Below are 13,820 nucleotides of genomic sequence, written 5' to 3'. Positions count from 1 at the left end.
ATCGAGGAGCGCGTGGCGCTCCATATCCCCACCGCCAATTTCCCCTATTCGATCATCGACGCCGAGGCCAAGCCAGGGGACAAGATGAGATTCGAGGGTGAGGTCGTGCACGTTGACGACGATCTAGACTAGGCCGGGTAACGGTACAGGCGCTCGGCCGCGCGACGGTCGACGCTGAGACGGTCCATTTGGTGAGGAAGTTCCGGCGAAGGCCCGATGCCCCTGCGTGACAAGGTGGAATGACCAACGGCCCAGTTCCGGCTATCGATTTGGGTGATCCTTCGTCATAACGTTGAAAAGCAGAAGGCACGCCACCAGCAATACACATACGCCCATCAAACCTTGCGTTCCTGCCCCAGTTTGTGGACCCGCACGGAAGCTCTGTAACACTGCAACTATTATTGTTTGGGGGCGACCCAGAGATTGACGGGCGTGTTGGTGTTGGGAAGTTACGCCGCGGCTGCTGGCAGCATCGGTTCCTGGATTATGACGCGGCCGCGCGCGAGGGTTTGGCAGCAACGGATTGCCGGCTTCTTTATCGTGGCCTTCGGTTTCGAATGGCCATTGGCGGCGGGTCAAACCATTAGCCGGCGCACCAATCTATTCGAGAGATAATCTCCTGACCACCTCCCCCGTATAGGATATTTTCTACGCCATGGAGCTTTTGCCTTGGCGGCAAGTTACTCCGCTCGGAGCGGAGGAACCTTCCAACATGCAAAAGAGCGATCCGGTTGTTGGCCCAACTAAGCCCCGGCTTCTGGGCATCTTGGGACCTGGCGTGATAACGGGAGCATCCGACGACGACCCCAGCGGCATTGCCACCTATTCCCAGGCGGGTGCGCAGTTCGGCTTCGGCCTCACATGGACTATGCTGTTCAGCTATCCGCTGATGTCGGTGGTGCAGGAGATCAGCGCCCGGATCGGGCGAACCACCGGCCACGGAATTGCCGGAAACATGCGCCGGTATTATCCGAACTGGCTGCTTCATGCGGTTGTAGTGTTGCTCCTTGTCGCCAACATCATCAATATCGGCGCCGACCTCGGTGCCATGGGCGCCGCCCTGCAACTGATCATTGGCGGACCGCATCTCGCATATATCATCATGTTCGGGGCAGTGTCCGTCATCTTGCAGATATTCCTCAAATACAGCCGTTATGTCTCGGTGCTGAAATGGCTCACGCTGTCGCTCTTTGCCTATTTCGGTACCGTGCTGGTCGTGCATGTCCCATGGGACGAAGTCGCTCATGGCCTCTTCATCCCAAAATTCACCACACACGCGGGCTTCTGGACGTCGGTGGTGGGAATTCTGGGCACCACCATCAGCCCCTATCTTTTCTTTTGGCAGGCGTCGCAGGAAGTCCAAGACCAGAAAGCCAAGCCCGAGCGGAAGCCTCTCAAAAAAGCCCCGAAGCAGGCTCAGAGCGCAATCGCGCGGATTCGGCTCGACACATATATCGGCATGGCGTTCTCCAATCTCGTGGCCCTGGCGATCATGATTACCGCTGGGGCGACGCTGCATGCGAGCGGCGTCACCGACATCCAATCGACCAGTCAGGCCGCCGAGGCGCTGAAGCCCGTGGCAGGCGCCTTTGCGTCTGAGATTTTTGCACTTGGCGTGATCGGGACCGGCCTGCTGGCAATCCCGGTGTTGGCAGGGTCTGCGGGGTATGCCATGGGCGAAGCGCGCAAATGGCCAACCGGCCTCGACCGGAAGCCGCTTGAGGCCAAGGCCTTCTATGTGACCATCGCGGTCGCAACGCTTCTTGGCGCCTGTTTGAACTTCACGCCCATCAATCCGATCAAGGCGCTCTATTGGAGCGCGGTGGTCAATGGCGTGGTCGCCGTTCCGGTCATGGCGGTGATGATGCTGATGACGGCGCGGCGCGACATCATGGGCAGGGCAACGATCCCCTTAGTGATGAGGATCGTCGGATGGGCTGCGACGGTGGTTATGGCGGTAGCGGCGATTGTGATGATCGTCCAACTCTTGTGAAATAGGACGCAGGGGTGACAATACGGATGATGGCGCGATCTACCCGCGGCCGGGTACTGGTTTCCAATCGCCACCTTAGTCGGCCTGAATGTTTCGAAATGACCATATTGGGGCCGGATGATACCGGCAACGAACATGGCGACGGCTCGCGGAGCCTAGATGTCGGCGCAGATGTGTACTGCATTGCTGCCAGTCGGGTCGTCCCGCAGCGTAGGGACAGAGACCACGTCTATTGCAAGTTGTGATGGGTTTTGCGCCCCGACACAACACCTAGCGAATGAGCTATGGCATTTGCGGAAAATCATGTCCTTCAGTTCACTACTGGGAGCCGGGCAGACCGGCCGAATAGTCGCTCCTGCCTGCCTCTCGGATACACCGTCGTGCAGCTTGTTTCGCACCTCGATGATGCTGTCCGATAAGCATTTTGAGGCGCGCGCTCCTACCTCGTGATCCCCAAGCCTTCGCTGCCATCTGACGGTCCGATTCCAACCGCCAGAGATTTTAATTTGTCACGGAACCGACGGCCGATTGGCAAGTTTCGCAAACTGGAGGAACACTCACCATGAACAGCGTCATTTATCTTATCGGCCTGGTTGTCGTCGTGCTGGCGATCCTTTCGTTTTTCGGCCTGCATTAGGGCCTGACCGCGACCAACCGCGACCAATTGGAGAACGTTGATATGCAAGACGACCGGGGCAAAAACCACCCAACCACCGACTTTTCGGATCCTCAGTCCAACATTTCCAAGGGCGGTAAAAAGCTAAGCGAAGCGGTCAGCTCGGCGAAGGACCAACTCGCTGAGAAGACAAAGGATGTCGTCTCCGAAGGCAAAGAAGCGCTCGCCGCACAAGGAGCCGCAGCTCAAAATAACCTGAGCGGTGCAATCGCTGCCTTCAGCGGCGCGATCAGGGCGGCAAGCGAGCACTTGGCCAACAGTGAACAGCGTGGGGCCTCGAAATTCGCCCTAGAAGCAGCTGGCGGACTGGACCGGCTCTCGGCTTCCCTTAAAGACAGACCCTTCGAGGAGGTCCTAAGCGAGATCAGGACTTTCGGGGCTCAGAACCCAGGCGTGCTGGTTGGTGGATCTGTGATTGCAGGCTTGGCTTTGGGCCGTTTCGTCAAAAGTTCGTCGCCGTCTACCGGTTCACCTGCAACCGGTTCCGGCACAGTCGGTTCTGAGCAAGGCAGCGGTGAATCCGGTCAGTCCCGTTGGGAGTCCAGCACATGACGCCGACCCAGGACGAACGCAGTCTAATAATGCTCGTCAGTGACCTGACCCACCAAGTGACGACCTTGCTTCAGACTGAAGGCAAGCTGCTGCGAACGGAACTGTACGAAAAGGCAGAGAGAGCCGGAGCCGGAGCGGCTGAGGTTCTAGGTGGCGCAATCTGTCTGGTAGCCGCCCTCTTGGTCCTGCTTCAGGCCTTGGTCATTGCACTCGCTCAGGCCGGCCTTGGCGCCGGTTGGTCATCTCTTCTCGTCGGCGTTCTTGTCGCACTGCTTGGCCTGTTCCTGGTGCGCAATGGTTCCGCCAGCATGAAGCTTTCAAAACTTACTCCCGACCGGACCGCGGCACAGTTTAAAAGCGATGCGGACGTTATCAAGGATCAAGTCAGATGATTGAGAAAACCTCTGCTGAACTAGAGGACGACGCCGAAGTTGCGCGTGCGAAGGTCTCCGACACCGCAGACTCCATCCGCAATAAAATGACGCCCGGTCAGCTCATTGATGAGTTTTCCGGAATGTTCACGGGTGATGGCGGTGCTCTTACAACCCTGAAGGCGCAAGTAGGCGCCAACCCCCTCCCCGTCGCTTTGGTTGGGGTCGGTTTGGCATGGCTCATGGCTGGCCAAGGTACCCGCCCTGCCGTAGGCACTTCCACTGCAACGCTCAAGCCGTATGAACAGGATCACCCACGAGATTTTGCTGATTACGATGGCGTAGCAGATCTAGGCGACCATGGTCTGGGCGACGCCGGTCGAGGCGAGGTCTCCAAAGCAGCGTCATTGGTGAGCGGGACTGCCGAAACCGTGTCTACCAAGGCATCCGAAGCTGTAGATGACATTTCGAGCAGAGCCAGCGAGATTGCTACCATCACAGCGGAACAGACAGCCAAGGCCACGGCGGCGGCAACTGATTTGCTTCAGAGGGAGCCCCTTGTTCTTGCCGCGCTAGGGCTGGCCTTGGGTACGGCAATAGGGGCGCTTTTACCTCGGACCGACTTTGAAGATGAGCAAGTAGGCCAACTGAGTGACAAGATTCGCGATCAGGCGAGCGAGATCCTTGAACAAGGCATGGAACGTGCCAAGGATGTCGCGGCACAAGCCTATCAGACAGTCAAAGATGAAGCTGACAAGCAGGGCCTGACCGGTGATGGTGGCGCGTTGGTCGACCAAGTCGAGCAGGTCGTGCAAGCGACCGCATCGAAGACTGAGAAGTCCGTCCGGGGGAAGTTGAAGGAAGTGGCGGAGAAGCTGCCTGGCTCAGATAGCTGAAGCAGCGGGTGGCCTGCGATGATTAGATGTCGGCCTCGCTCTGACGTAAGCGGTGTTCTCAGGCCACGGCCTTGAGCTCGAGCTTGTTGATGTAGACCCAAGGCAGGAGATCGTCGATCTGGCTGTTGGGGTGGCCGTTGACGATCCTGGTGAGGACATCGGCGAGATAGCCGAGCGGTTCGACACCATTGAGCTTGCAGGTTTCGATCAGCGAGGCGATGACTGCCCAGTGCTCGGCACCGCCGTCGGAGCCTGCAAAGAGGGCGTTCTTGCGGTTGAGCGCGATCGGACGGATTGAGCGTTCGACCACGTTGCTGTCGATCTCGATGCGGCCGTCGTCAAGGAAGCGCGAGAGCCCTTCCCAGCGTGAGAGCGTGTAACGGATTGCCTCTGCGAGCTTGGTCTTTTGACTGATCAGGCCGAGCTTCTCACGCAGCCATGGGTCGAGTGCCGCGATGATTGAAGCACTCTTTTCCTGGCGGGCAGCACGGCGCTCGTTGGCCGATCGGCCGCGGATGGCGTCCTCGATCTTGTAGAGCTCGGCGATCCGTCTCAGCGCCTCGCTGGCAATCGGCGCGGGACCAGCTGCTGCCAGTTCATAGAAGCGCCGGCGGACATGCGCCCAGCAGAAGGCGAGCGTGACGCCGCTTTTGTCGGCCAGCACGCGATAGCCGCCATAGCCGTCGACCTGCAGGATTCCGGTGAAGCCTGCGAGATGAGCGATCGGACGCTCGGCCTTTCGGTCCGGCGCATAGACATAGGCGACGCCCGGCGGGTCGCTCCCCTCCCATGGTCGGTCATCGCGGGCATAGGCCCAGAGTTGGCCTGTCTTCGTCTTGCCGCGGCCCGGATCGAGCACCGGCGCGGTCGTCTCGTCGGCGAACAGTTTTGGCGAGGACTTCAGCTTGCCAAGCAGCCGCTCATGCACCGGACGCAGATGCCAGGCGGCGCGGCCGACCCAGCCCGCGAGCGTGGAGCGATCGAGATTGATACCCTGCCGGGCGTAGATCTGCGCCTGACGATAGAGCGGAAGGTGATCGGCATATTTTGAGACCAGCACCTGGGCGACGTTGCCTCGGTCGGAAGACCACCCTCGATCAGCCGGGCCGGCGCGGGAGCCTGAACCACGACGTCCTCACAGGCGCGGCAGGCATATTTGGGCCGGCGCACGACGATCACACGCAGCTGCACTGGTACCGATATCGAGCCGCTCGCTCACGTCCTCGCCGATCCGATGCAGGCCATTGCTGCAACCCGGACAGGCATGATCCTCGATGTCGACGACCATTTCCACCCGCGGCAGATGGGATGGCAACGCGCCGCGGTTCGTCCGGCGCTTCCTGGCGCGCTCCAGACGCTCTGCGGGAGATGCTTGTTCGTTCTCTTCCTCGTCGGCGGCCTCGATCTGCTCGGCCTCTTCGAGCCCCAGCAGCAACTGATCCTCGGGAAGCGTCTCGGCACGCCGGCCGAAGCGGTGACGCTGCAATTCCTTGATGATCTGAATCAGACGGGCATTCTCGACGTCGCGCGCCAGGACCACCGCCTTCAGCGCGTCCGGATCGTCGGGAAGCTGGTCAGCCGTCATCGCCATGAGCGGATCAGACCATATTCGCCGACAGCCCGCGACAGCGGAATCCAGGCTGATTCACTTCGTCGCGGGTCAGCCCGCCTGGGCTGGAACGCGGGTCCGGCGCGCCTCGTGGACTCGCCGCCAGTCGAGACCTTCGAGTAGCGCCGAGAGCTGCGCGGCCGTCAGCCGCATCATGCCGTCATGCACTTTCGGCCAGCGGAACTCCCCATCCTCCAAACGCTTGGCATAGAGGCAAACGCCGGTGCCATCCCAGAAGATCAGCTTGATCCGGTCAGTCCGCTTCGCCCGGAAGACATAGACGGCCCCGCTGAACGGATCGGACCCCCATTGTCTCTCGCACCAGCGCCGCCAATCCCTCCGCACCCTTGCGGAAGTCGACGGGCTTCGTCGCCACCATGACCTTGACCGCACCCGTCGGCCCGATCACGACGTCGCCTTCAGCGCGCGGATCACTGCGGTCACCGTCTTGGTATCGACGCCCCGGCCGACGCGCATCGCGATGCCGTCGATCTCAAGCTCGATCATGCCGGCATCTCGGGTGGCTTGCCGTTTCCGCTGCTTCGGTGAACGGCTGGCTACAGGTTCCGCCGCCGCCACAACCGCCGGCACAAAGGCAGGAGAATCTTGCTGCACCGAAGCGACCTGTTTGCGCGCTTCGCGGCGCCAGGCGAAGACCTGCTGCGGCCTGAGACCATAACGGCGGGCGACCTCGGAAATGATCGCGTTCGGCTCCAGCGTCTCCGCGATGATCCGCGCCTTGTCATCCACAGACCACCGACGCCGACCGCCGGCACCGTTGATCACCTCGAAACGTCGAGGCTGCCGCTCCGGGTCAAGCGTAAGGTCAAGTCCAGACACAAGCCGATCTCCGATTCCAATGCAGAACCGGCAACCTCACAGATCGCGACCACTCCCGAAAGGTGGTCCGGAAACACCGCTTACGCTCTGACTGGCTTTTTGAGCAGCGAATCTTATGCAGTCGCAGAGAGATCGCTCGCGGTTCAGGCAAACCCTTCCTCATCGATCTCACTCATGCTTCCCGAGGGCCTTCGCATCGGCGAATAGCTTCTTGCGAGTCAACTCGCTTATCGATGCGGAGTCAGCCTTCGAAGTGTCAGGGCGATTGTTGAGATCCAGCGTCGGGAAATTGATGCCACGAGTTCTCATTGGTCCCTCTCGGGAATTCAAACCGCGCGGGCCCGCGCGCGCCAACTCGGCTTGGCGATCGAACGGTTTTTCTTCGGATCATCATCCCCAATCAGCTTGGCGCTGAATGCTTAGTTCCAGACAATGAAAATTCATGCATCATCATCGGTACTGTTCGGTCGTGATCTAAAGAGGCCCGCTTTGCGCGCGCCTCCTATCCTGTCTGAAAACGGGCCTTACAGTTTGACCGCTGATTCCCGCGCCCACAGCCGCAGACCCCGGCAACTTTCAATGAAATCCGTGGCACTTGCCTTGTCAGCGAGCGGTAGCATGCCCTCGTCAGCCCCAGGCTCGACGCCGGCTTTGCTCAGAAGCGGCACGGCGCCGGGGGTGAAGCCGATGAACTTGCAATGAGAAAAGGCATCCGCCACAAAGTCGCGTGCCGCTGCCTCGCCGGCCAGCAAATTGGCACTCTCTTCGGTCAGCAGGATGGCGACCGCGTCAAACAGCACCGATGGTCCACCGTCGATCATATGCTTAGCCACAATTTTCGTACCATCGCTCACCAGCGCGCCACCCACCTTTGCCGCGATTACCTCCATGGCCGCCCCTTCATTCTCAATGGCAGCCTGCAACGCTTTGACGAGACCGGCGTCCGTGCCGTTGCCGATCAGGACACCAACCTTGCGGCCCGCAAAACTCTCTGGCCCGTTGGCGATGATGCTCAGCGCTGGCGAGGGCTCGAGATCCCTCCGCGGCGATACGGCGGCGTCGGCCGGCTTCGGCATGTCGGTGATGCCAAGCTTGTCGGCGACCGTGACAGCGAGCCCCTCGTCGATGTTCAGCAAGTGCGCGATCATCCGCTCGCGGATGGCTGGGGTTTCAACCTTGCTCAGTTCAAAGGTCAAGGCCTGAGCGATGTGGCGTTGCTCGGGTGGGGTCTGGCTGTTGAAGAACTGTGCGGCCTGGCTGTAGTGATCGGCGAAACTTTCGGGACGCAGCCTGAGCTTTTGGCCTTCCTCGCCGTCGGCGAAGGACCGAAAGCCACGCTCAGGGGATTCGCGCGCGCCGACGCCGAATGAATTCGGCTGGTAGTTGGCCCGTCCAACCGGGTTGCGCATCGCCATATGGCCGTCCTGCTGGAAATGATGGAACGGGCATTTCGGCGCGTTGATCGGCAGATGAGTGAAATTGGGGCTGCCCAAGCGTTTCAGTTGGGTGTCGAGGTAAGAGAAATTGCGGCCCTGCAGCAACGGATCATTGCTGAAGTCAATGCCTGGCGGGACATTTTGGGTCATGAACGCGACTTGTTCGGTCTCGGCGAAGAAATTATCCGGCATGCGGTCGAGAACAAGGCGCCCGACAGGTATGGGAGGCAGGATCTCTTCAGGGATGATCTTGGTCGAATCGAGGATGTCGAAGTCGAAATTGTCAGCAAACTCCTGGTCGAACAGTTGCAGGCATAGCTCCCATTCGGGGAAATCGCCGGATTGAATGGCATTCCAGAGATCCCTGCGATGGAAGTCGGGATCGGCACCGTTGATCTTGACCGCTTCATTCCACACGACTGATTGCATGCCGAGCTTGGGCTTCCAGATGAATTTCACGAATGTGGATTCATCGGCCGCATTGACCAGCCGGAAGGTGTGCACGCCGAACCCCTGCATGAAACGGAAAGAGCGCGGAATGGCGCGATCCGACATCACCCACATGATCATGTGCATCGATTCCGGCGTCAGGCTGATAAAATCCCAGAATGTGTCGTGCGCCGATTGGGCTTGCGGAAAGTCACGGTCAGGCTCCGGCTTGACCGAATGGATCACATCTGGAAACTTGATCGCGTCCTGGATGAAGAACACCGGGATATTGTTTCCGACGATGTCCCAATTGCCCTCTTTGGTGTAAAGCTTCACGGCAAACCCGCGCACGTCACGGGCGAGGTCGAACGACCCCTTGCTGCCAGCCACCGTCGAGAACCGGACGAATGCCGGCGTTTTTTCCCCGGCTCGCTGGAAGATGTCGGCGCGTGTATATTTTGCGAACGACTCGTAGGTTTCAAAAAAGCCATGGGCGCCGTAGCCACGCGCATGAACAACCCTCTCAGGAATGCGTTCATGGTCAAAATGAAAAATCTTCTCGCGGAAATGAGAATCCTCGATCAGGGTGGGGCCGCGTGCGCCGACCTTGAGAGTGTTCTGGTCGTCTGAGACCGGGCCGCCCTGGGCTGTTGTCAGGACGTCAGTGTCACCCTCCGCAAGCTGATGCAATTCCCCCCCTTGGCCTCTAACCAAGGTCAAGCCATGGACGGTGGCTGTCGGGGCGCTTGCTTCCGCTACTGGCTTACGTGGCATAGTTCTCTCCTTTGAAAGCTTGAGAATGACGAGCTCAAATTCCGGATTGAGATCGCTGGTGCAGATTGGCCGAGGCGAGTTGCAAGTCGGAAAAATCGACCGTGGCGACGATGTCACCGCGACGGTCACGCGCCCTGACGGCCCACCCCACCGGTGCTTCACCCCGAGACAGAGCGTCTTTCCACAGGTCCTCCGCCGATCGCCTGCATTCGTCGCGCACCGCGTCCAGATCGGGAAAGACCAGGCCTCCCACCTCACGGATTTCCCCATTGTCATGATACTCAAGCCGATACTCATCCCCGGCATCGGCTATCCGACGTTCGCGGGAATTCTCTTCGTCGACGCCAAATGTGGCGGCGTGCAAAAGCATGATCTTGGATTTTGCGATCAGCTCTTCAGGGGATAAGATCGCTTGTTGCGCGACAGTAACGATTATGTTTTCACCACCCTGCCCGCGGAATTCCACAACGTTGTTGGCAACGACGATTTCCAGCACTTCCATGCCTATGCTCCCTTCACATCTGGTCGTTGTAAGGCTGCTTGGTGATCCCGACCTGCTTGGCCAACTCGAAAAACGGCGGCACGCCGGCTTCGAACTGACTTGTGTTCGCCAGTTGCAAAAGCCGCAAAGGGAAGCACACGGCATCGCGGTTGGCCGGTGACATATCCTCGAACAGGCGCTGATCGCCGGTGAACGCGGCCTCCGCGGTTTTCAAGGCACGAACCAAGGCGTTGTTGACCGCTGCTACCGACATCAGCAGCCCCTCGAGCTGAAGGTTGGCGACGTTCATGGATCTATCTCCGTCACATACGTCCGAAGGTGGGGTAGATGATCGTCCTTGGAGTCCCTGGTGGCGGCCATCCAGTGCTCGGCGGAACCGGTCTGTTATCTGGACGCACCATGGCTGGAATCTCCTTCGGGGACAACTTTCCACACGACACGAGGTTCCAGAGCCGCCATGCAATCCCGAATCCCGTGAAGTTGCTGTCAGCAGTCCTGGGCACGTCGCACTCGGAATGTTGCAACCGTGCCGCCACGCTCGTTGAATCTCGCTTCGTCGCTGACAATGTTGAAGAGAATGGAGCCGGCTCAATTGGTGGAACCGTCAGGCATTTCCCAAGTTCTATATTGCGAGCAAGGTTGAATGACCAGCCGTTTATGTCTCAGCTACGGCGGTGCAAAGGGCGGCGCGGGCCGTACCATTGTTTGAACATTGCAGCACATGAGAAGCGAGCCGGAGGGAATCTCTCTGTCGCAAACGAGGCGGCAAATGACTTCGAAAACAGGAACAGTCAGCATCAAGCAGTACGAAAGACCCCGCAGTGGGGAGGGGCTCAGCAAAATCCGTTGCTGGCGTTCGCTTAAGGAAACAGGTCCCGTTAAAGGGAAGCAGACGTGCATCAGTTGGGCTTGGGCAAAGTCAGCCCAGCCGCTGGAAGACCGCGTCGCGACGTGCCGATCCGGCTTTCTTCAGCAGCCAAACGCTGATCATCACACTGAGATCACTACCCAGACCAACGCAGAGCCAAGGAGAGCCCGATGGGACTTTTTACAAAAGATATCAAGTCGATGAATGATCTGTTCCTGCATGTCTTGCAGGACATTTTTTATGCCGAGAAGCAGATCGTGAAAGCCCTGCCCGACATGATCGACAAAGCGACCAACCGGGAATTGACGGCGGCGCTGCAGAATCATCTCGGGGAAACCCAGAAGCATGTTCAGCGCCTCGAACAGGCGTTTGAATTGATCGGCGAGTCTCCGAAGGGAACCGCTTGCCCGGCAATCGACGGGATCATCAAGGAGGCCAAGGAGATCGCCGGAGACATTGCCGAGAAGAAGGTTCTCGACGCGGCTTTGATCACTGCGGCTCAGGCCGTCGAGCATTACGAGATTACCCGATATGGCACGCTGATTGCCTGGGCCGAAGAAATTGGCAACAGCGCGGTGGCGAAGCTTTTGGCCATAACGCTTAACGAAGAAAAGGCCGCCGACAAGAAGCTGACGACGATCGCCGAGGGGACGGTCAATCGCAAGGCTGTCGGCTGACGGCATTTTCGAGGACGCACCATGAAGGCCCTCCGCGAAAAGACCCGCTCTTTGTGGATGAACGTCAGAGTCGACCCCACCGCGCCCCGCTACGAGGGCAAGCAGACCTGTGACACAATCGTCATCGGATCTGGGATTGCAGGGCTTTCTGTCGCTTACGAGCTCGCCACCCGTGGACAAAAGGTCATTGTTCTCGATCGCGGCGCAATCGCCGGTGGCATGACGTCTCGAACCACCGCGCATCTGGCGCCAATTTGCGACGATGGCCTGAGCACATTGATCAATCTAAGGGGCGAAGAGATCGCCACCCTTTTTCAGCAGAGCCAGGAGGCGGCTGTTGCGCGCATAGAACAAATTGTCGCCCAAAACGGTATCGACTGCAATTTCCGCCGGCTTGACGCCTTCCTGTTTCCCGCGATGGGAATCTCTGCCAAAAGCGCACGCGACCAACGCCGGAAGGAGTTTGAGGCTGCGCGAAAAGCGGGCGCTGAAGTCGAGATGGTGACTGGCGTGCCGCTCAATGGCTTCGAAAAGGCACCCGCCCTGCGCTATTCGAACCAAGCCACGTTCCATCCGCTGAGATATCTGCGAGGCGTTGCTCGCGCGATCCGCGACAATGGCGGCCTCATCTTCGCAGACAGCGCCGTGGTCTCGGTCGATGAAATGTCGAAAGGTGGAGTGCGGGTGACCACGCAGAACGGTGGAGTGATTGAGGCATCGACGGCGGTCGTTGCCAGCAATTCGCCGATCAACGACCGATTTGAGCTGCACACCAAAATGTCGCCATACAGGACCTACGCAATGGCTTTCACGCTGCCACGTGGCGATCTTCCCGACGCACTTTTTTGGGACACCGGCGACCCATATCACTATGTGCGAATGAATCCCGGCCCTGGCTCGATTGACTATCTGATCGCAGGCGGCGCCGATCACAAATCCGGCGAAGCTGACGATGGCGACATTCGGTTTGAGGCCATTGAAGCGTGGATACGAAGTTTGGTCCCCACCTTGGGCAAAGAGGTCACCCGCTGGTCCGGACAGGTCCTGGACAAAATCGATTATTGCGCATTCATTGGGCGCAATCCGGGGAGTAAGTCGGTCTACGTCGTCACTGGCGATTCCGGCCAAGGCATCACGCATGGCGCCCTTTCCGGACTGCTGCTTAAAGACCTTGTCCTTGGGCAGCCTAGCCCATGGGCGGCCGTCTATGATCCGGAACGCATGCCCTTATCGGGATTGGTCAATTATGTTCGAGAAAATCTCTCGACAGTCAAAAATCTTGCCGGATACGTGCTGCCCGGCAATCTCACATTCGTTGACGACCTTGCCCCAGGTCATGGTGGGATACTGCGCAAAGGAGCGCACAAAATTGCTGCTTGTCGCGACATGACAGGAAGGCTCCATCTCCACTCGGCGGTCTGTACGCATGCCGGATGCGAGATTGCCTGGAATTCCACCGAGCAGTGTTGGGACTGCTCATGCCATGGGGGTCCCATTTCGACCCCGATGGGATTGTTCTGAACGGCCCCGCAACGCTGCCGCTGCAGCCAGTCGACGTTGCGAAATCGAAGTAAGCTCCCACCCGCCAGATAGCTTTGAAGCAGGCGCTCCAAACAACTGGAAATTCGATGAGCGCTAAATATCGGCAGCTAGGTCGACGGTGCCTCACGAATTCGGGATGAAATCAGCATTCTAAATTGGTTCCACACTGGAAATGAAGTGGGCTAAAACAAATCGCCTCGAATGGCGTTTCGGTCGAGCACTTCACTCTGGAGGAACGAAAATGGCTGATGATAAGAGCAAGCGAGACTTTCGCGATCGCGACCGTGTTTCGGCTGCGGATGAATATGAGGTCGAACATTTCGCCAGTAAGACCGGCATTACTCCTCAGCAAGTTAGGGAACTCATCGCAAAGCACGGCAACAGCCGCGAGACACTGGAAAGGGAAGCACAGGCTCTGCGAGGCCGATCCTGAGGAAGGGGTCCGATGCGGCTGGCGAAGTGCCCCTGGCCTGGAAGCTAGCCGCCTACGGGGCACGCCCTCCTTGAAGACCCGACCTGGTCACGCTTGTAGGTTACCTCGCAACTGCCTGCTCCATGACCAGCTTCACGCCGCAGGCATGGAAGATCATCCAGACGCGAAACATGAACGGGATCTCCGCACCAGTGTAAGAATGGCCCATAATCATACGGCGTC

General features: G+C 58.9%; 11 protein-coding genes and 3 pseudogenes. 8 read left to right on the top strand and 6 right to left on the bottom strand.

The features are described from left to right. The first annotated feature begins 712 nt into the window (after window positions 1–712). The 4 genes from H0241_RS30260 (at window position 713) to H0241_RS30245 (ending at window position 4,488) form a co-directional block, all read left to right on the top strand. Window positions 713–1,993: an Nramp family divalent metal transporter gene (locus H0241_RS30260; RefSeq protein ID WP_181061425.1), complete on the top strand. Its 1,281-nt coding sequence runs from the start codon at window positions 713–715 to the stop codon at window positions 1,991–1,993. A gap of 679 nt (window positions 1,994–2,672) precedes the next feature. Continuing rightward, a complete protein-coding gene (locus tag H0241_RS30255; RefSeq protein WP_181061424.1) occupies window positions 2,673–3,221 on the top strand; it encodes a hypothetical protein in 549 nt (182 codons plus the stop codon). Further along, window positions 3,218–3,613, top strand: coding sequence for a phage holin family protein (locus tag H0241_RS30250; RefSeq protein WP_181061423.1), 396 nt, complete (start codon window positions 3,218–3,220; stop codon window positions 3,611–3,613). Before H0241_RS30255 ends, H0241_RS30250 begins: the two co-directional genes overlap by 4 nt. Continuing rightward, complete coding sequence (locus H0241_RS30245; RefSeq protein WP_181061422.1) at window positions 3,610–4,488, top strand: hypothetical protein; 879 nt, start codon at window positions 3,610–3,612, stop codon at window positions 4,486–4,488. Before H0241_RS30250 ends, H0241_RS30245 begins: the two co-directional genes overlap by 4 nt. A 58-nt stretch (window positions 4,489–4,546) precedes the next feature. On the opposite strand, the pseudogene tnpC reads toward H0241_RS30245, so the two are convergent. The 6 genes and pseudogenes from tnpC to H0241_RS30210 form a co-directional block, all read right to left on the bottom strand. After that, a pseudogene (gene tnpC, locus H0241_RS30240) lies at window positions 4,547–6,079 on the bottom strand (IS66 family transposase). Window positions 6,080–6,148: 69 nt separating this feature from the next. Further along, a pseudogene (gene tnpB, locus H0241_RS30235) lies at window positions 6,149–6,506 on the bottom strand (IS66 family insertion sequence element accessory protein TnpB). Then, on the bottom strand, window positions 6,503–6,937 hold the full coding sequence (tnpA, locus tag H0241_RS30230) for an IS66-like element accessory protein TnpA (protein WP_181061421.1): 435 nt from the start codon (window positions 6,935–6,937) through the stop codon (window positions 6,503–6,505). Before tnpA ends, tnpB begins: the two are co-directional and overlap by 4 nt. 524 nt (window positions 6,938–7,461) lie before the next feature. Further along, window positions 7,462–9,576 (bottom strand): catalase, encoded by a 2,115-nt coding sequence (katE, locus tag H0241_RS30220; RefSeq protein ID WP_181061419.1) that lies wholly within the window; start codon window positions 9,574–9,576, stop codon window positions 7,462–7,464. Between the two features lie 34 nt (window positions 9,577–9,610). Next, window positions 9,611–10,078 (bottom strand): DUF6894 family protein, encoded by a 468-nt coding sequence (locus tag H0241_RS30215; RefSeq protein WP_181061418.1) that lies wholly within the window; start codon window positions 10,076–10,078, stop codon window positions 9,611–9,613. Between the two features lie 13 nt (window positions 10,079–10,091). Next, window positions 10,092–10,367 (bottom strand): hypothetical protein, encoded by a 276-nt coding sequence (locus H0241_RS30210; protein ID WP_181061417.1) that lies wholly within the window; start codon window positions 10,365–10,367, stop codon window positions 10,092–10,094. A gap of 749 nt (window positions 10,368–11,116) precedes the next feature. Here H0241_RS30210 and H0241_RS30205 point away from each other — a divergent pair. The 4 genes and pseudogenes from H0241_RS30205 (at window position 11,117) to H0241_RS30190 (ending at window position 13,795) form a co-directional block, all read left to right on the top strand. Continuing rightward, window positions 11,117–11,623 (top strand): YciE/YciF ferroxidase family protein, encoded by a 507-nt coding sequence (locus tag H0241_RS30205; RefSeq protein ID WP_181061416.1) that lies wholly within the window; start codon window positions 11,117–11,119, stop codon window positions 11,621–11,623. A gap of 21 nt (window positions 11,624–11,644) precedes the next feature. Continuing rightward, window positions 11,645–13,197, top strand: a pseudogene (locus H0241_RS30200) (FAD-dependent oxidoreductase). Window positions 13,198–13,406: 209 nt separating this feature from the next. Further along, entirely contained in the window at window positions 13,407–13,598 is a 192-nt protein-coding gene (locus H0241_RS30195; RefSeq protein WP_181061415.1) for a DUF3606 domain-containing protein, read from the top strand. A gap of 83 nt (window positions 13,599–13,681) precedes the next feature. Continuing rightward, window positions 13,682–13,795: a PQ-loop repeat-containing protein gene (locus tag H0241_RS30190; RefSeq protein WP_181061431.1), complete on the top strand. Its 114-nt coding sequence runs from the start codon at window positions 13,682–13,684 to the stop codon at window positions 13,793–13,795. The last annotated feature ends 25 nt before the right edge of the window (window positions 13,796–13,820 follow it).

Source organism: Mesorhizobium neociceri (genome assembly GCF_013520985.1).
GTDB lineage: Bacteria > Pseudomonadota > Alphaproteobacteria > Rhizobiales > Rhizobiaceae > Mesorhizobium > Mesorhizobium neociceri.
Note: the sequence above shows the minus strand (reverse complement) of the source record. Positions and strands in the feature narration are given on the sequence as shown.

Bases quoted from the DNA above. Each gene is read 5' to 3' on its own strand.
- H0241_RS30260 (WP_181061425.1), top strand. From the start codon at position 713: ATGCAAAAGAGCGATCCGGTTGTTGGCCCAACTAAGCCCCGGCTTCTG.
- H0241_RS30255 (WP_181061424.1), top strand. From the start codon at position 2,673: ATGCAAGACGACCGGGGCAAAAACCACCCAACCACCGACTTTTCGGAT.
- H0241_RS30250 (WP_181061423.1), top strand. From the start codon at position 3,218: ATGACGCCGACCCAGGACGAACGCAGTCTAATAATGCTCGTCAGTGAC.
- H0241_RS30245 (WP_181061422.1), top strand. From the start codon at position 3,610: ATGATTGAGAAAACCTCTGCTGAACTAGAGGACGACGCCGAAGTTGCG.
- katE (WP_181061419.1), bottom strand. From the start codon at position 9,576: ATGCCACGTAAGCCAGTAGCGGAAGCAAGCGCCCCGACAGCCACCGTC.
- H0241_RS30215 (WP_181061418.1), bottom strand. From the start codon at position 10,078: ATGGAAGTGCTGGAAATCGTCGTTGCCAACAACGTTGTGGAATTCCGC.
- H0241_RS30210 (WP_181061417.1), bottom strand. From the start codon at position 10,367: ATGAACGTCGCCAACCTTCAGCTCGAGGGGCTGCTGATGTCGGTAGCA.
- H0241_RS30205 (WP_181061416.1), top strand. From the start codon at position 11,117: ATGGGACTTTTTACAAAAGATATCAAGTCGATGAATGATCTGTTCCTG.
- H0241_RS30195 (WP_181061415.1), top strand. From the start codon at position 13,407: ATGGCTGATGATAAGAGCAAGCGAGACTTTCGCGATCGCGACCGTGTT.